This is a genomic window from Domibacillus mangrovi (genome assembly GCF_001906925.1).
In the GTDB taxonomy this organism is placed as follows: domain Bacteria; phylum Bacillota; class Bacilli; order Bacillales; family Domibacillaceae; genus Domibacillus; species Domibacillus mangrovi.
In genome coordinates this window covers 47,648-64,988 of sequence record NZ_MRWQ01000008.1, presented here as the reverse complement: position 1 = coordinate 64,988, position 17,341 = coordinate 47,648, and the positions used below count along the sequence as shown (strand labels likewise).

Below are 17,341 nucleotides of genomic sequence, written 5' to 3'. Positions count from 1 at the left end.
TCTGCTGCTATCCCCCACTGATGAAAGAGGAACTCAGGTAAAGAGCGCCGCGTCCTGCGGCAATACCTGAGTGACTAGGCTGAGCCTGGCCTGAACCAACCGGGCCTTTACGGGCAGTTATCCCTCACTCATTCTTTCATCAGTTTTTCTAAGTTCTGAAATGGGGGATTTACTGCCCGTTAATCTGCGATAAAATGAAACTTTTCGATTGATGATTACGTATATGGCGGTAATAGATAAACACAATGGAGGTTTCACAATTTATGAGTGAAGAAAAGCTTCGAATTTTAAAAATGTTGGAATCAGGCATTATTTCGGCGGATGAAGCAGTAAAATTGATTGAGGCAATGGAAAAAAGCAATGCGGCAACAGGTGCATCATCAAAATCAACTGAAAGCTCAAAAGGAATCGGCGGCTTTTTTGATGAATTAGAGAAAATCGGTCAAAAAATTACCGGACAACGTCCAAATACAGAGACGATTCATCAGTCAAAGGATAAATTATTTGAGTTTATGCAAACAGCCATGCAGCGTATAAAAGACGTTGAATTACCGTTCATTGGAAAAGGCACTGAATTTACACACGTATTTTATGAAGAAGCTGTCGCACCGAGCCATATGAAAATTGAAACAGCAAATGGAGCTGTCACGATTCGGGCATGGGAAGGACCAGGTGTGAAAGCAGAATGCCATGTGAAAGTATATGGAGCCAGCTCGGAGGAAGAAGCACACGAGTCGTTTTTGAAAAATAGTACTTTTTATGCACGTGAAGATAAATTATCGTTTTCTGTTGGCTTAAAACTAATGAAAACAGATGTAACGTTGCATGTTCCATCGAAAGCGTTAAAAGACATTTCGGTGAAACTGTTTAATGGTGCATTCGATATGCGCGACATTGATACTGAAAAGCTTGAAGTACGTGCGGCGAATGGCAAAATTGAACTGAAAAACGGGAAAATTAAGACGCTTGAAGCGGAGACAGGCAATGGCCCGATTCGTCTTGTTGACTGTGATGGCGAACGTGCCGAATTGAACTCATTTAATGGAGCGATTCATACAGTTGGTACATTCCGCTTTGCCGATTTGAAATCATTTAACGGAAACATTTTGTATGATACAAAATCGGATCTGGCAGAAGCCGTCAAAGCAGAATCAATGACGGGTAATATTGAATTGTACGTCCCTCAAGAATTGGCCGTAAAAGGCGAAATTCGCACGACCGCCGGCCGTCTGCAACTTCCGGAAACGGGAATGGCTAATGTGACGGAGAAAGATGAACGTATTCAAAAGTCATTGAAGTTCGAAAGTGACAACATGTTTGATGGACGCCAGCTTGTGATTGATGCAGAAACAAAAACAGGTTCTGTTACTTTGCGGACCTCTTCACTTTATCAAATAAAACCGCCGGCTAAATCAGATGATTCATTTGGTGAAGGGATTTAATTTTAAGAACTAAGGGAGTTTTCTACATGGGCTGGCTTAGTAGTGTGCTCATTAATGCGATACTGTTCGTGGCGCTTTCGGGATATTTTCCAGGGTTGTATGTGGACAGTTTTTTATCTGCGGTCATCACAAGTTTTGTTTTATCTATTTTGAACTTGCTTGTTCGACCGTTTCTCATTATTTTGACGCTGCCAATTACGATGCTGACGCTCGGGCTTTTCCTGTTCATTATTAACGCAGTCACCTTATTAATGACAGATGGTATTATGGGCTATGCATTTGAAATCGAAAGCTTTGGTCTTGCGATCATTGTTGCGATTGCTATGGCTGTCGTCAATGTCGTTCTGCAAATGACCATTTTACGAAAAAAATAAAAGCAGGAAGCCGGCGAGCTTCCTGCTTTTATTGTGTATTCTTGATCAAACTGAGTGAAATGCTAGAAAGCTGAGGCAAAAAACACGCTTAATTCCGTCTGCGATCGCCTGGGCACATGTTTGCCGATACTCACTGGCTTTTAACAATGTGGCTTCTTCCCGGTGGGTCATAAAGCCGGCTTCAATTAAAATCGCGGGCATGTTTGTTTTGCGCAATACGTAAAAATTAGATGCTTTGACACCGCGATCCCGTCTGACTGTAGCGGCTACCAGCTCATGTTGAACAGACTGTGCGATTTTCAGTGCAGCGGGAGGACGAGATGTGTACACATATGTTTCGATGCCGTGAGCGCTCGTCCATCCTTCACCGTATGCATTGGCATGGATCGAAACATATAGATCGGCTCGTGCTTCATTTGCTTTTTGCACTCGTTTTTCAAGTGGGATATCATAGCTGTCGTGATGCACAAATAAAGTGTCCGCGCTTATGTTTTCTTGCAAAAATAGTGCCGCTTCCCGGTTAAACTCATATTCACGCATGCCGTCGGGTGTCCTCTTACCTGGCGTATTCCATCCGTGCCCAGCATCAATGACTATTTTCATTTTCAAATCCTCCTTTCCCCGTCTACATACAGTGAAATTGTGAAAAACGAAACGGAAAGAATCGATTTTCTTAAAAACATGATACAATAATAGCAATTCGTTTTGTTTGAAGAAGGAGGGGAACCGAAAAATGGTAAAAGTGCGTACAGTGGATATTTTAAAAAAGTTTGATCTGGAATTAGTGAGCGGAGAAGATGGTCTTCACCGTCCAATAAAAATGAGTGATCTGTCACGCCCTGGTTTAGAGATCGCTGGTTTTTTTGATTATTATCCAGCGGACCGTATTCAGCTGATCGGCATGACGGAACTATCTTTTTTTCAGCGGCTTAGCTCAGGAGAAAAGAAGGAAAGAATGGATAAGTTATGTGACTATGAAACCCCGGCCATTATTATTTCTCGTAATTTAAGCGTACCGATTGAATTGATTGAAGCATCTGAAATGTTTTCTGTTCCAGTGATGCGGACCAAAATGACGACGACAAAGTTTACTAGTCACTTAACGAATTATTTAGAGTCGATGCTTGCACCAACAACAGCTATTCATGGTGTACTCGTGGATATTTATGGTGTTGGAGTACTTATTACTGGTCAAAGCGGTGTCGGGAAAAGTGAGACTGCACTTGAACTGATAAAACGGGGGCACCGTCTTATTGCCGATGATTGTGTGGAAATTCGTCAGGAAGATATTGATACATTGATTGGCCAATCCCCGGAACTGATTGAGCATTTACTGGAAATTCGCGGTCTTGGTATTATTAATGTGATGACATTGTTTGGCGCGGGAGCTGTTCTTTCGCATAAGCGTATTACGCTCAACGTGTACCTTGAACAGTGGCATCCGAAAAAACAATATGACCGTCTCGGTATTGAAGATGATAAGTTGAAAATTATTGATTCCGAAGTGACAAAAATAACATTGCCCGTTCGTCCTGGACGAAATTTGGCCGTTATTATTGAAGTAGCCGCGATGAACTTTCGTTTGAAGCGAATGGGTGTCAATGCAGCACAAGAATTTTCTGAAAAACTGGCAGGTGTTATTAGCGAAGCTGGCAGCGAGGAAGAGAACTAAGGAGTGAAAAGATGGACACATATCCGTTAAACCCCATTGCTGTTGATCTTGGCCCAATTCAAGTACACTGGTATGGCATTATTATTGGCATCGGCATCGCGCTTGGTTTTTATTTAGCATCAAAGGAAGCGGATCGACTTGGCCTTCAAAAAGACACATTTGCAGATTTATTAATATGGGCGATACCCATGGCTCTTATATCAGCTCGGCTTTATTATGTTTTGTTTCAATGGGAATACTACTCATCAAACCCGGGCGCCATTATTCAAATTTGGAACGGCGGCATTGCCATTCACGGGGCACTGATCGGGTCTGTTATTACGACGATTATTTTTGCTCGAAAGCGAAATATTTCATTTTGGAAAATTGTCGATATTGCGGCGCCGTCGATCATTCTTGGTCAAGCAATTGGCCGGTGGGGCAACTTTATGAATCAGGAAGCACATGGCGGTGAAGTGACAAGAAGTTTTCTTGAAAACATGCATTTGCCGGAATTTATTGTGAACCAAATGTACATTGATGGAGCTTACTATCATCCGACCTTTTTATATGAATCTGTTTGGAACATTATTGGTTTTGCGCTCCTCTTGCTTTTGCGAAAAGTGAACTTGAAACGCGGTGAACTCTTTTTAACATATGTGATCTGGTATTCAATCGGACGCTTTTTCATTGAGGGGCTGCGGACAGACAGCTTAATGCTGATGGACTTTTTACGTATTGCCCAAGTTCTCTCGCTTTCGTTAATTGTACTCGCAATAGCACTGTTCATTTACCGGCGCTTTACATACAATCTTCCACGTTATAACGATCCATCGAATGAAGGGAAGATTTCACCTTGAAACAAACGGTTTTAAAAGGAGTTATGACGGGACTCAGGACAACATGGACGCTTGGAAAAGTCATTTTTCCCATTACATTGATTGTGACCATTTTACAATTTACACCCGTTTTGCCATGGATTATTCAATTCATTAGTCCAGCTATGGGCATTTTCGGTTTATCGGGCGATGCGGCCATTCCGCTTGTGCTCGGCAATGTGCTTAATCTATATGCGGCTATTGGTGCGATTTTATCACTTGATTTAACGGTGAAAGAAGTTTTTATAGTAGCGATGATGCTGTCATTTTCACATAATTTATTTATTGAGTCGACGGTGGCGTTAAAAGTTGGCGTGAAAATATGGGTTGTATTGGCTGTTCGTCTTGGTCTGGCGTTTATAGCAGGTGTGCTCATTAATTTTGTCTGGCACGGCGGAAGTGAACGGGCTCAGTATGGCATGGTGCCAGCAGTAGAAAGTCAGCCAGACACATGGAATGCGATCATTCTTCTTGGAGTGGAGAAAGCAAGCTTCGGCGTCTTACAGCTAGCGATTATTGTCATTCCATTAATGATTATGATACAAATGGCGAAAGATTTAAAATGGCTTGATGCGTTTTCCAAGGCAATGGCGCCCGTCACACGTTTTCTTGGCATGAAAGAGAATACGTCGATGACACTTGCATCCGGCATGTTATTTGGACTCGCAATGGGATCAGCAGTTATGATTCAAGCGGTGGAAGAAGATGGCGTCAGCCGGAAAGATGTAACGATTGCGTTTATTTTTCTTGTTGCTTGCCATGCTGTGATAGAAGATACTCTTATTTTTATTCCACTTGGGATTCCGGTGCTGCCGCTCTTCTTCATCCGGATTGTGACGGCGGTTATGTTAACGCTTATCATCGCCCGGCTCTGGAATCGAGCTGAAGCTGTGCGGAGAAAGGAAGCTACTTATATATGAAAAATATTACAACGCTTTTGTTTGATTTAGATGGGACGTTAATTAACACAAATGAATTAATTGTGGAGTCGTTTTTACATACGCTCAATCATTATTATCCGGGACAGTACAAACGAGAAGATGTTTATCCGTTTATGGGTCCGCCGCTTATCGAAACATTTGAACAAATTGATAAAGAACGGACGATGGAAATGGTTGCACACTATCGGGAATTCAATTTGGGTCAGCATGATACACTCGTTACCGAATTTCAAGGTGTGTATGAAGCAATTCGCATTCTTCATGAAAACAACTACAAAATGGCGATTGTGTCAACAAAAATACGCGACACGATTATTCGGGGCTTGAAACTTGCCCAGCTCGATCCCTTTTTTGATGTGATCATTGGACTTGATGATGTAGAAAACCCAAAACCGCATCCAGAGCCCGTTGAAAAAGCGCTGGCTGCACTCGGATCAAAACCGGAAGAAGCAATCATGGTTGGTGATAATTACCATGATATTGAAGGCGGTCAAAATGCAGGTACGATGACAGCAGGTGTTGCCTGGTCGTTAAAAGGACGCGACTTTTTAAACGAGTACAACCCGGATTTTATGCTTGAGTCCATGGCAGATCTGCTTGAAATTTTGAAAGTCGGAGCAGAAAATAAATGAGACGAACGAAGCGGTACAGACTGGAAGGCGATAAAAATCCGCTGTTCCATATATACGAAACCGTTTCGTTTTGGAAAACGTTTAAAAACACAGTCGTGATTGAAATCAGCCGTTTTACGCCGACGGCTCGTTTGAAAAACGCGTTGTACCGCCGCTTGCTCAGGATGAATATTGGTGAAGGCAGCGCGCTTGCTTATAAAGTGGTGCCGGATATTATGTTTCCAGAGCACATTGTAATTGGCACTAACACGATTATAGGCTATAACACGACGATTCTTGCGCATGAATATTTAACGGATGAATACCGGATTGGTTCCGTTGTCATCGGTGACAATGTGATGATTGGTGCCAATTGCACCGTATTGCCTGGTATCGAAATTGGCGACGGGGCGATTGTGTCGGCGATGACACTTGTCAATCGCGATGTACCAGCTGGCGCGTTTGCTGGCGGGAATCCAATGGTGATTAAACCCGTTTCAACGAAAAGTTGAAACGGGTTTTTTCTTATATTCTTTCGAAACTTATGATGAGTGTATACCGTAAATAATAAGGGATAATAGAAAGGGGAGAGCGTTGTGGACGGGAAGTTGATGGAAGAAAATGTGTCCATCTTGCGCAAAACTGCAGGGAAATGGATGGATAAACGCCTTGTTTTACTAACGGCTGCACAATTCGCCGCAAGACATGAACAAATTGATGGACAAACATTCACGTCTTTATCCAATAAAATTAAAAAAACAGGTTCTATTTTTTCGCCGCTCAGAACGATTCATTTTCCAATGACAGGACTCCTCATGACAAAAGAGGGAGACCCGAATGAATTATTAGAAAAGCTGCTTATTTCTTATGAAACACTTCGATCAGCTGGCCTGCGGTCTTCGGTCTACACGTACATTGCTGCTTTTTTGGCAGAGGATTTGACGAGACCGGAACGAATAAAAGAGATTTTTGAGGAAATGAAACGATACCATCGTTTCTTGACGTCTTATGAAGATTATCCGGCGGCCGTTATGATGGCGAAGCGTCCAGAAAGCGCTGTGGAACTCGTTGATTCATCAGAAAAGTATTACCGTTATTTGAATGCAAAAGGTTTTTGGAAAGGGAATGACCTTCAGTTTTTGGCGAATATGCTTGTGATGGATGGCATGTTTCGCGACCAGTCGGCAGAAGCGGTCCTTCACGCAAAAAGGGAACTGGAAATACACGGGCTGAAGGTAAAAGCGATGCATTATCCGGCCATTGGTGTCATTGCGCTCTCAGGGAAAATAGACGAGGCCGTGCAGATTGCCGAGGAATTAATCGACATGAAATTATTCAAATGGTCGAAGGAAATGGCAATCACTGTGGCGGCGATCTTTGCTTCACAAGCATACATCGATACTTCAGCGGGACTTACAGCAGCTGTTCAAGCGATGATTCAAGCACAACAAGCAGCGATGGCGGCCGCCACAGCTGGAGCTGTCGCGGCATCATCTGCATCCAACAGTTAAACCGGGGAAAACCCGGTTTTTTGCCTTGACGTGAATTATCAGAACCGTTAAAATACAGATAATCAGTCTTTAGTATATTAGCGAACTAAAGCGAAAAAATGATAAATAATGATAGATTGGGTGATAAAATGTCGAAGCTGTTAATGTTTGAAAAGCCTGTTGGAATGCGGGATACGTTGCCGCACATTTATGAAACAAGACGAAAATTGAAAGAAGCTGCGGAACAGGAAATGAGAAGCTGGGGCTATCGTTTTATTGAAACACCGGCGCTTGAATATCATGAAACAGTCGGCGACGCGTCAGCCATTTTAGACCGCCAGCTTTTTAAGTTGCTTGATCAGCAAGGCAATACGCTCGTGCTGCGTCCAGATATGACCGCACCGATTGCACGTGTTGCCGCGTCAAAACTGTTAAAAGAACGTATTCCATTACGTCTTGCCTATTCAGCGAGTGTATACCGTGCGCAGCAGCGTGAAGGTGGCCGTGCCGCTGAATTTGAGCAAATTGGTGTGGAATTGATCGGTGACAATACAATGAGTGCGGATGCTGAAGTGATTGCACTGCTCGTATCGGTTATGAGAAAATCGGGCTTGGAAAATTTCCGGATTTCACTTGGGCATATCCGTTTTATAGATGAATTATTTCGGCAAATTCTTGGTACAGAAGAGCGCTCTGAACAGCTGCGCCGCTTCCTTTATGAGAAAAATTATGTTGGCTATCGCGAGCACATTACAGGCTTGCCGCTGTCATCGATTGATAAACAGCGACTTTTGCAATTTTTAAATTTGTCCGGTGGCATTGACTGTTTGGATGAAGCCATAAAATTAGTCGAAGGAAGTGCAGGAAGCGCAGCGCTTAATGAATTAAAAACGGTGTATGACCGGTTGAAAGAATATAATGTGGATCAATATGTGACGTTTGATTTGCCACTTGTCAGTCATATGAGCTACTATACAGGACTTGTGTTTGAAGTATATGCAGACGGTGTAGGCGCTCCTGTCGGAAATGGCGGTCGCTACGATAATTTATTAGGGAAGTTTGGTCAACCGGCTGGCGCGACAGGGTTTGGCCTTCGTGTAGACTTTTTGCTCGAAGCATTGGAGCAATTGGAAGAAGAAGAAGGCATTCATTGCATTTTGTTCAGCAATGAACGACGTGTTGAAGCCATTGAAGAAGCACAAAAACGCCGTGCAGACGGAGAATATGTCCTTTTACAGGATGTTGCGGGTGTAAAAGATGTTGATACATTCACACAAACAAGCAAAAATGTAACGTTTTTTGTCGGGAAATCAAGTAATGGAGGTAACGTTTGATGTCAATGTTAACGATTGCGATGCCAAAAGGACGTATTTTTGAAGAAGCAGCGGCGCTTTTGCAAGAAGCAGGCTATCAGCTTCCGCCGGAGCTTGATGAATCGCGAAAACTGATTATTGAAGTACCGGAAGAAAATATGCGCTTTTTCCTTGCAAAGCCAATGGATGTGGCAACATATGTTGAACATGGTGTCGCAGATGTCGGCATTGCCGGTAAAGACGTGCTGTTAGAAGAAGAACGTGATGTATATGAGTTGCTCGATTTGAAAATTAGTCCGTGCTATTTAGCTGTTGCTGGGCTTCCGAATACATCGTTAAACGAAGTCGCACCGAAAATTGCGACAAAATATCCGAATGTAGCCTCGACCTATTTTCGCGGAAAAGGTGAACAAGTTGAAATTATTAAGTTAAACGGTTCAATTGAATTAGCGCCATTAATTGGCCTATCAGATCGTATTGTTGACATTGTCTCAACCGGTCAAACATTAAAAGAAAACGGTCTCGTTGAGTATGAAACGATTGTCGGCATTACGTCGCGTCTTATTGTGAATCCGGTCAGTTACCGGATGAAAAACGCCGACATTGCAAAGCTTGTCACTCGCTTAACGGATATCATTGCAGAAACGGCGGTGCAGTAACAGATGATTAAAACGGAGCGTATTACAGCCGGATTATCCATTAAACGGTCCGTCGATGCAGGAACAGAAGACCAGCAGCAGATCGTTCGTGCTATTATTAGTGAGGTAAAAGAAAAGGGCGATTATGCGCTTTTCGCCTATACAGAAAAGTTTGACGGAGCAAAATTATCGAGCTTAAAAGTGACAAGAGAAGAAATCAACGAAGCATACGAGACGCTTGATGATGAGATGATCAGCATCATTCGTGAAGCAGCCGAAAATATCGCGTCTTTTCATGCGAAGCAAAAACGGGAAACGTGGCTATATACAAACGCAGACGGTTCTATTCTCGGACAGAAAATGACGCCGCTTGATTCAGCGGGTGTTTACGTTCCTGGCGGTACAGCAGCGTATCCTTCTTCCGTTTTGATGAACGTCATGCCGGCAAAAACAGCCGGTGTTGAGCGAATTGTTATGGTGTCTCCACCCGGGTCAAATGGAAAGCTTCCAGCAGGTGTGCTTGTGGCGGCTGACATTGCTGGCGTGAAAGATATATATAAAGTCGGTGGTGCGCAGGCGGTAGCAGCTCTTGCCTATGGAACGGAATCCATTAAAGCTGTTGACAAAATTACGGGACCGGGCAACATATTCGTAGCACTCGCAAAACGGGAAGTGTTCGGAGATGTGGATATTGATATGATTGCAGGACCAAGTGAAATTGCGGTGCTCGCTGATGAGTCGGCTTCTGCGAAAGAAGTGGCAGCGGACATGCTGTCACAGGCGGAACATGACAAGAGAGCGTCTGCTGTGCTCGTGACGACTTCGCAAGATTTGGCGCAAGCTGTTGCACGCGAGATTGAGAAGCAGCTTAAATCGTTGCCGCGTTCGGAAATAGCACGGGCATCGATTGATGATTACGGAGCGATTTATGTAGCAGAAACAATGGAAGAAGCCGTTCAAACGATTAATGAACTGGCACCGGAGCATCTTGAAATCATGACAGAAGGTGCCCTTGAGCTCGTGAAAGACATTAAACATGCTGGAGCGATTTTTGTCGGCCGTTATTCTTCAGAGCCGGTTGGCGATTATTTTGCAGGTCCGAATCATGTCTTGCCGACGAACGGTACGGCCCGCTTTTCTAGCCCGCTGTCTGTCGATGACTTTATGAAAAAATCGAGTATTATTATGTACAGCAAGCAGGCATTTGATCAACATGGAGCAAAAATTGCCGCATTTGCCCGGCTTGAAGGATTAGAAGCACATGCCCGCGCGATTGAAGCGCGTAACGATTAAAAAGAAAGAGGGTTCACAATGGGAAATCGCTATGCAGAGCTGCAGCGTTATACAGGGGAAACAAAAATTGACCTCGCATTTGAGGTGGATGGTGAAGGAAAGTCGAATATTGACACGGGTGTACCATTCATGAACCATATGCTTGACCTTTTCACGAAGCACGGCCATTTTGATCTGACAGTGAAAGCAGATGGAGACGTTGATGTGGATGATCATCATACGACAGAAGATCTTGGCATTGTTCTCGGCATGGCATTAAAAGAAGCACTGGGAGATAAAAAAGGCATTAAGCGATATGGAAGCTTTTTTGTGCCAATGGATGATACGCTTGCACAGGTCGTTGTGGATTTGAGCAACCGTCCTCATTTTGAAATGCGTGGTGAATTCAAGGCGCAAAAAGTCGGCACATTTGATACGGAACTCGTATATGAGTTTCTATGGAAATTTGCTCTAGAAGCACGTATGAATTTACATGTCATTATTCATTATGGTCAAAATACGCACCATATGATTGAAGCGGTGTTTAAAGCGATGGCACGTGCAATTGACGAAGCAACGACAATTGATCCGCGTGTGAAAGGTGTTCCATCAACGAAAGGGATGTTGTAAAATGATCGGCATCATTGACTATGGAATGGGCAATTTATTCAGTGTCAGCAAAGCGCTTGAGCGAATTGGCATGCCCTATATAATTAGCGAATCTCCAGAAGAATTGAACAATACGAAAGGGCTCCTGCTACCTGGCGTTGGCGCTTTTAAAGATGCGATGACTAGTCTGCAGGAAAAAAAGCTTGATCAATTTATTCATCGTTATGTGGATAGCGGCCGTCCACTGCTTGGTATTTGTCTAGGCATGCAGCTTTTATTTGAAGAAAGCGAAGAAAATGGCCATTTTCAAGGATTAGGATTGTTAAAAGGGCGTATTGTGCGTATTCCGGATCGGGATGTGGATGGTGAAAGGCTAAAAGTGCCACATATGGGCTGGAATAAGCTTCATTTTCATCAAGAAGCACCTGTGCTGCATGACATGGAAGAAGGATTTGTTTACTTCGTCCACTCGTATTACGTAGACAGTATCGATGAGGCTTCACTGCTTGCGAGCGCAACGTATGGCGTTCAAGTGCCCGCTGTTGTCGGTCATGACAACGTATTTGGTATGCAGTTTCACCCGGAAAAAAGCAGTGAAACAGGGATGCAGCTGCTTGCTAATTTTGCAAAAGCGATGGAACGATCGGAGGAAATAATATGAGTTTTACGATTTATCCAGCCATTGATATGCGCGGCGGCAAATGTGTCCGTCTCGTACAGGGCGATTACAATCAGGAAACGATATATGGTGATTCGCCGTTTGATATGGCAAAATCATTTGTGGAGCAAGGCGCAGAATGGATTCACATGGTAGATCTTGATGGCGCAAAAGATGGACAGCGTGTCAATGATCAGTTCGTCATTGAAGCGGCACAAAAACTCTCTGCCCGCGTTCAAATTGGCGGGGGTATTCGAACAGAGGAAGATATCCGTCATTATCTTGATCATGGCGTCGATCGTGTCATTATTGGCAGCCTTGCTGTACAAGAACCGGAACTCGTAAAGCAATGGCTCGGTACATATGGAGATAAAATTGCGATTGGTCTTGATGCAAAAAATGGCTATGTGGCAACACATGGCTGGCTAGAAACATCGTCTATGAAAGCAGTGGATCTCGCGAAAGAATTTGCGGATGCGGGTGCAGAAACGTTTATTTTCACTGACATTGCCAATGACGGGATGCTGTCTGGCCCAAATACAGAAGCAACAGCAGAACTTGCGCGTGTGACGGGGAAAAGTGTCATTGCATCAGGGGGTGTTAGTTCTCTTGATGATTTGCGTGAACTAGCAAAATTTGAGGCAGATGGCTTATCCGGTGCCATTTGCGGAAAAGCCATTTACACAGGCCGTTTTAATGTGAAAGAAGCGTTGGAGGTGGCGAAATGATGACAAAACGCATTATCCCATGTCTCGATGTAAAAGAAGGCCGTGTTGTAAAAGGCATTCAATTTGTTGAACTGCGCGATGCAGGCGACCCGGTTGAACTGGCTCGTGTATATGATGAACAAGGAGCAGACGAACTTGTTTTCCTCGATATTTCCGCCTCAGTTGAAGGACGGAAGACAATGGTTGACGTTGTTCAGGCTGTTGCGTCGGAACTGGCAATACCATTTACAGTCGGCGGCGGGATTAATGCACTCGATGATATGAAACGGATTTTACGTGCAGGAGCGGATAAAGTATCATTAAATACGGCCGCTGTGAACAATCCGGATTTGATCAACGAGGGAGCTGCTTTTTTCGGCTCGCAATGTATCGTCATTGCGATCGATGCAAAATATGACGCTGAGATAGATACGTGGCGCGTGTATACGCACGGCGGCCGGACACCGACAGAACGAAACGTTATCGACTGGGCGAAAGAAGCGGTGGAACGTGGCGCTGGTGAAATTTTGCTGACGAGCATGGACGAAGATGGAAGCAAAAAAGGCTTTGATATTGCGCTTACAAAAGCCGTTGGCGATGCGGTTTCTGTCCCGATCATTGCATCTGGTGGCGCCGGTAATGCACAGCACTTTTTAGATGTATTTAAAGATGCGGAGGCAGATGCGGCGCTGGCAGCCTCGATTTTTCATTATAAAGAAACAGGTGTCGGAGAAGTTAAACAATTTTTAAGAAATGCGGGGGTGAACGTCAGATGATTGAAGAAGTGAAGTTTGATGAAAAAGGGCTTGTGCCTGCGATTGTGCAAGATGCGACAACGTATGAAGTATTGACGCTTGCCTATATGAATAAAGAGTCACTTGAAAAAACGATGGAAACAGGCGAAACGTGGTTTTACAGCCGTTCACGTGAAGAATTATGGAATAAAGGGGCAACGAGCGGCAATACACAAAAAGTCGTGTCGATGCAATTTGACTGTGACAAAGATGCAATTGTTGTCAAAGTAGAGCCTGCAGGGCCAGCGTGTCACCAAGGAACAACAAGCTGCTTCGATAAACCATTTTATGGCGATGAAAGCGGCTCGTTGCCCTATTCGATTTTGCAGCAGCTTGAGCAAGTTATTGCGGACCGCGAGCAAAATCGTCCAGAAGGTGCGTATACGACGTATTTATTTGAAAAAGGCGTCGATAAAATATTGAAAAAAGTCGGCGAAGAAGCATCAGAAGTCATTATTGCGGCGAAAAACCGTGATAAAGAAGAATTGCAGTGGGAAGCAGCCGATCTAATTTATCACTTGCTTGTTCTGCTTCGCGAGCAGGATCTGGCGCTTGATGATGTATTATCCGTACTGGCACGCCGACATGAAGGTAAAGGAAAAGAATAAAATTAAGCCGGCCCATTTTAAAGGCCGGCTTTTTCTCTCTATTCTTTCAGCGTTTATCTATGCTATAATGCATAAGTTAATCATATAGAACGTACGGAGGATTTTCATGGGAAATGACTCAATAAGCTGGAAAGAAAAAAGGAATATCATTCCGTTTCTTCCGACAGGAGAGTTTTACTATTCAAAAGGAATGAAAGCGCTCGAAAAACGGGAGCTGGCAAAAGCAAAAAAATACTTTTCACGGGCGATGGATTTAGAGCCGCTTGAGCCGGTCATTGCTTGCCAGCTGGCCATTGTGGAAACAGAACTCGGTCATTATGAACAGTCGATAGGACTGCTTCGTTTTGTGCTTGATGATCTGGATCCAAACATGAGCGAGTGCCACTATTTTTTAGCCAATAATTATGTGCATATCGGATCGTTTAAAGACGCATTTCGTCATGCACAAGCCTATTTAGATGCAAATGAAGACGGCGAGTATAACGACGATGCAGAAGATTTGCTTGATTTAATTACGCTTGACAGTGAAGAAGCTTTTAATGATTTGTACGAGCAGGATGAGATGATGGAACTGCAAGAGAAGGCGCGCTTTTTGCTTGAAAGCGGTCATTTTGCGAAAGCGGCCGCTCATCTTGAAGAATCGATAAAAAAGTACCCGGATTTTTGGGCAGCATACAACAATTTAGCACTCGCTTATTTTTATCTCGGGCAGACTGAAAAAGCACATCGCGTGTTGGAGGATGTGCTGGAGAAAAATCCAAGCAATTTACACGCGATCTGCAATAAAATCGTGTTTTATTATTATGAAAAAAAGCAGGAACCACTTGACTATTTGGCTGATCAACTAGTAAAAGTACAGCCACTTATTCCCGATCAGCAGTTTAAAATCGGTGCGACGTTTGCCCTGATTGGCCGCTATCAAGATGCCTACAGATGGCTGAAAAAGCTTTATAAAGGTGGATTCGAAGGCGAAGCAGACTTTTATTACTGGCTTGCCTATGCTGCCCATTTTACTGGGCGTGATGAAACAGCGCGCAAAGTGTGGAAAAAAGTCATCCAGGGCAATCCAGAAAAGGAAGGGCTTGAGCCATGGAATGGTATTCAAGAAGAAGGCGAAATGCAACGGAATCCAGAAGAGATTGTCCGGTATTTAAATGGAGAACGGGATGAAGAACGGTTATTTGGCATTTTCTTATTATCACTTGCAGGTGATCAAAAAGAAGTCATGACACATCCAGGATTTTGCGATATTGACCTTTTACAGCCGCATGAGAAAATTTATATGGCGGATGTGCTCGGGATGCCGGTGGATAGTTCACTCTTTATTGAAATGAACACGCGTCTGGCACATGATACAGCTCTTATATTATATCGTCATTTCCGGCCGCTCAAAAAGGAGAAAGCAGGTCTGTTTATGATCTGGTTTTCGATCTTTTTAGAGCTTCAGTATCATAATGCAAAATTGTCGAAACCAGATGCATTGGCTGCAGCTGTAGAATACATCTGGCGAAAATTGCGCAGTGAACCCGTCAGCCAGTCAGATATGGCTAATCAGTATGGTGTTTCTGTTTCAACTGTACAGAAATACGCCAAGTTTATTCGCGAGCATCTTTTGTGAGCATAATAATAGACGTAAGTGCTGAATTTAAGTACGATGAACACATAATCTAAAAAATACGTTTATCATTTTTTCGACAGAAGACTCCCCCTTCAAGGAATGTGTAGGGCATAGCCCAATGAGTAAGTGGGAGATGAATGTCGGTAGGCGTTCGCCTATACCATTCGAAAGTCGCAAAAAGAAGAAACCATCAAACTTGTGGCACGAAAACCAAGTGTCAAAAATCAAACGAAGACGGCAAGGACATACGAATTTCGTATCAATCGTAGGGACTACGAGGGTAGCCTGCTAAAATAACTGGTGGATACACTAGTATTCGCAGGAATCCCCCACTTCAAGTGTTAGCTAAGTGGTGGGTAGTTCAAGAGTATAAAGTAAAAAGCGAAGGAGAGTTGATGATGGCTGCTACTGAAGAAAAAATTTATGACGTAATCATTATCGGTGCCGGTCCAGCAGGAATGACAGCGGCTGTTTATACATCGCGTGCAAATCTTTCTACACTTATGATTGAGCGCGGTGTGCCTGGCGGACAGATGGCGAATACGGAAGAAGTTGAAAATTACCCGGGCTATGATCATATTTTAGGTCCTGAGTTGTCGACAAAAATGTTTGAGCATGCAAAGAAATTCGGTGCAGAATATGCATATGGTGATATTAAAAAAATTATCGATGGCAAAGAATATAAAACGGTTGATGCAGGCTCAAAACAATATAAAGCACGTACAATCATTATTACGACAGGTGCGCAGTATAAAAAAATGGGTGTACCTGGTGAAAATGAACTTGGCGGCCGAGGCGTATCCTATTGTGCGGTGTGCGACGGTGCATTTTTTAAAGAAAAAGACCTTGTTGTAATCGGCGGCGGAGATTCTGCTGTTGAAGAAGGTGTTTATCTGACACGTTTTGCGAAAAAAGTAACGATTGTGCATCGCCGTGATGAACTGCGCGCACAAAAGATTTTGCAAGATCGTGCCTTCGCAAATGAAAAAGTGGATTTTATCTGGAGTCACACGCTAAAAGAAATTCATGATAAAGACGGTAAAGTTGGCAGCGTGACACTCGTTTCGACAGAAAGTGGGGAAGAGCAAGAACTTCCGGTAGATGGTGTTTTCATTTATATTGGTATGCTGCCGCTCACGAAGCCATTCCTTGACCTCGGTATTACAAATGAAGCGGGCTACATTGTGACAAATGAAAAAATGGAAACAAACGTTCCGGGTATTTATGCAGCAGGAGACGTTCGTGAAAAAATGCTCCGCCAAATTGTGACAGCAACCGGTGATGGAAGCATCGCGGCACAGGCTGCTCAGCACTTTATTGAAGAATTGAAAGAAGAAATAGGCGTTAAAGCGTAATACGTTTTTTACATGAGCGTAATCCTTCTGAAATATTTAAGTGATACAATAAACATGTAATTAGACTGCCCCCTGCAGATTTTTTTACATTGCGCCCGGTATTGCCCGGGCGCTTTTTAGGTCTACAGGACGTAGGTTACAAAGGCTAAGAACGCGACATGATGTCGCGTTCTTAGCCTTTAATCCTTTATTGCTATCCCTTTTTCTTCTTAGTGCTTAGTTATAACGGCCAACTGTTTGCGTGACGGTCTTCGCCACGCAAACAGTTGGCCTTTGCCTGTCGCCCCGACCAGCCGCTCTCCGCTTTTTAAATAAACACCCGGCAGCGTTGAAGTTCTTAGAGTGTGCATATATAATAAAGGAAAGAAGTATGGGACTGAAT

At 43.6% G+C, this 17,341-nt stretch carries 19 protein-coding genes; 18 read left to right on the top strand and 1 reads right to left on the bottom strand.

Going from position 1 to position 17,341, the window contains the following annotated elements; all coding sequences use genetic code 11:
* Positions 1-263 precede the first annotated feature (263 nt).
* Positions 264-1,442: a DUF4097 family beta strand repeat-containing protein gene (locus tag BLL40_RS10350; protein ID WP_073711830.1), complete on the top strand. Its 1,179-nt coding sequence runs from the start codon at positions 264-266 to the stop codon at positions 1,440-1,442.
* A 26-nt stretch (positions 1,443-1,468) separates the two neighbouring features.
* Positions 1,469-1,816, top strand: coding sequence for a phage holin family protein (locus tag BLL40_RS10345; RefSeq protein ID WP_073711829.1), 348 nt, complete (start codon positions 1,469-1,471; stop codon positions 1,814-1,816).
* A gap of 45 nt (positions 1,817-1,861) precedes the next feature.
* Here BLL40_RS10345 and BLL40_RS10340 read toward each other — a convergent pair whose 3' ends face one another.
* Complete coding sequence (locus BLL40_RS10340) at positions 1,862-2,419, bottom strand: N-acetylmuramoyl-L-alanine amidase family protein (protein ID WP_073711828.1); 558 nt, start codon at positions 2,417-2,419, stop codon at positions 1,862-1,864.
* Between the two features lie 130 nt (positions 2,420-2,549).
* Here BLL40_RS10340 and hprK point away from each other — a divergent pair, with 130 nt between their 5' ends.
* The 16 genes from hprK (at position 2,550) to trxB (ending at position 16,959) form a co-directional block, all read left to right on the top strand.
* On the top strand, positions 2,550-3,488 hold the full coding sequence (gene hprK, locus BLL40_RS10335) for an HPr(Ser) kinase/phosphatase (RefSeq protein WP_073711827.1): 939 nt from the start codon (positions 2,550-2,552) through the stop codon (positions 3,486-3,488).
* An 11-nt stretch (positions 3,489-3,499) separates the two neighbouring features.
* Complete coding sequence (gene lgt, locus BLL40_RS10330) at positions 3,500-4,327, top strand: prolipoprotein diacylglyceryl transferase (protein ID WP_073711826.1); 828 nt, start codon at positions 3,500-3,502, stop codon at positions 4,325-4,327.
* A gap of 23 nt (positions 4,328-4,350) precedes the next feature.
* Positions 4,351-5,265 carry a nucleoside recognition domain-containing protein gene (locus BLL40_RS10325; RefSeq protein ID WP_073711975.1) on the top strand — a complete coding sequence of 305 codons (915 nt, stop codon included), beginning with the start codon at positions 4,351-4,353 and terminating at the stop codon, positions 5,263-5,265.
* A complete protein-coding gene (gene ppaX / locus BLL40_RS10320; RefSeq protein ID WP_073711825.1) occupies positions 5,262-5,918 on the top strand; it encodes a pyrophosphatase PpaX in 657 nt (218 codons plus the stop codon). The genes BLL40_RS10325 and ppaX overlap by 4 nt, the downstream gene beginning before the upstream one ends.
* On the top strand, positions 5,915-6,409 hold the full coding sequence (locus tag BLL40_RS10315; RefSeq protein WP_073711824.1) for an acyltransferase: 495 nt from the start codon (positions 5,915-5,917) through the stop codon (positions 6,407-6,409). The genes ppaX and BLL40_RS10315 overlap by 4 nt, the downstream gene beginning before the upstream one ends.
* An 84-nt stretch (positions 6,410-6,493) precedes the next feature.
* The gene (locus BLL40_RS10310) at positions 6,494-7,408 is read left to right on the top strand and encodes a DUF4003 family protein (RefSeq protein ID WP_073711823.1); all 915 of its coding nucleotides are present in this window, start codon (positions 6,494-6,496) and stop codon (positions 7,406-7,408) included.
* A gap of 128 nt (positions 7,409-7,536) precedes the next feature.
* Positions 7,537-8,721, top strand: coding sequence for an ATP phosphoribosyltransferase regulatory subunit (locus tag BLL40_RS10305; protein WP_073711822.1), 1,185 nt, complete (start codon positions 7,537-7,539; stop codon positions 8,719-8,721).
* Complete coding sequence (gene hisG / locus BLL40_RS10300; protein WP_073711821.1) at positions 8,721-9,359, top strand: ATP phosphoribosyltransferase; 639 nt, start codon at positions 8,721-8,723, stop codon at positions 9,357-9,359. Before BLL40_RS10305 ends, hisG begins: the two co-directional genes overlap by 1 nt.
* Before the next feature lie 3 nt (positions 9,360-9,362).
* Entirely contained in the window at positions 9,363-10,631 is a 1,269-nt protein-coding gene (hisD, locus tag BLL40_RS10295; protein ID WP_095532841.1) for a histidinol dehydrogenase, read from the top strand.
* An 18-nt stretch (positions 10,632-10,649) separates the two neighbouring features.
* On the top strand, positions 10,650-11,240 hold the full coding sequence (gene hisB / locus BLL40_RS10290; RefSeq protein ID WP_073711820.1) for an imidazoleglycerol-phosphate dehydratase HisB: 591 nt from the start codon (positions 10,650-10,652) through the stop codon (positions 11,238-11,240).
* A 1-nt stretch (position 11,241) separates the two neighbouring features.
* Positions 11,242-11,880 (top strand): imidazole glycerol phosphate synthase subunit HisH, encoded by a 639-nt coding sequence (hisH, locus tag BLL40_RS10285; protein ID WP_073711819.1) that lies wholly within the window; start codon positions 11,242-11,244, stop codon positions 11,878-11,880.
* Complete coding sequence (gene hisA, locus BLL40_RS10280; RefSeq protein WP_073711818.1) at positions 11,877-12,605, top strand: 1-(5-phosphoribosyl)-5-[(5-phosphoribosylamino)methylideneamino]imidazole-4-carboxamide isomerase; 729 nt, start codon at positions 11,877-11,879, stop codon at positions 12,603-12,605. The genes hisH and hisA overlap by 4 nt, the downstream gene beginning before the upstream one ends.
* The gene (gene hisF, locus BLL40_RS10275) at positions 12,602-13,360 is read left to right on the top strand and encodes an imidazole glycerol phosphate synthase subunit HisF (protein ID WP_073711817.1); all 759 of its coding nucleotides are present in this window, start codon (positions 12,602-12,604) and stop codon (positions 13,358-13,360) included. Before hisA ends, hisF begins: the two co-directional genes overlap by 4 nt.
* Complete coding sequence (gene hisIE / locus BLL40_RS10270; protein WP_073711816.1) at positions 13,357-13,986, top strand: bifunctional phosphoribosyl-AMP cyclohydrolase/phosphoribosyl-ATP diphosphatase HisIE; 630 nt, start codon at positions 13,357-13,359, stop codon at positions 13,984-13,986. Before hisF ends, hisIE begins: the two co-directional genes overlap by 4 nt.
* Before the next feature lie 106 nt (positions 13,987-14,092).
* A complete protein-coding gene (locus tag BLL40_RS10265) occupies positions 14,093-15,604 on the top strand; it encodes a tetratricopeptide repeat protein (protein WP_073711815.1) in 1,512 nt (503 codons plus the stop codon).
* Between the two features lie 398 nt (positions 15,605-16,002).
* The gene (gene trxB, locus BLL40_RS10260; protein WP_073711814.1) at positions 16,003-16,959 is read left to right on the top strand and encodes a thioredoxin-disulfide reductase; all 957 of its coding nucleotides are present in this window, start codon (positions 16,003-16,005) and stop codon (positions 16,957-16,959) included.
* The last annotated feature ends 382 nt before the right edge of the window (positions 16,960-17,341 follow it).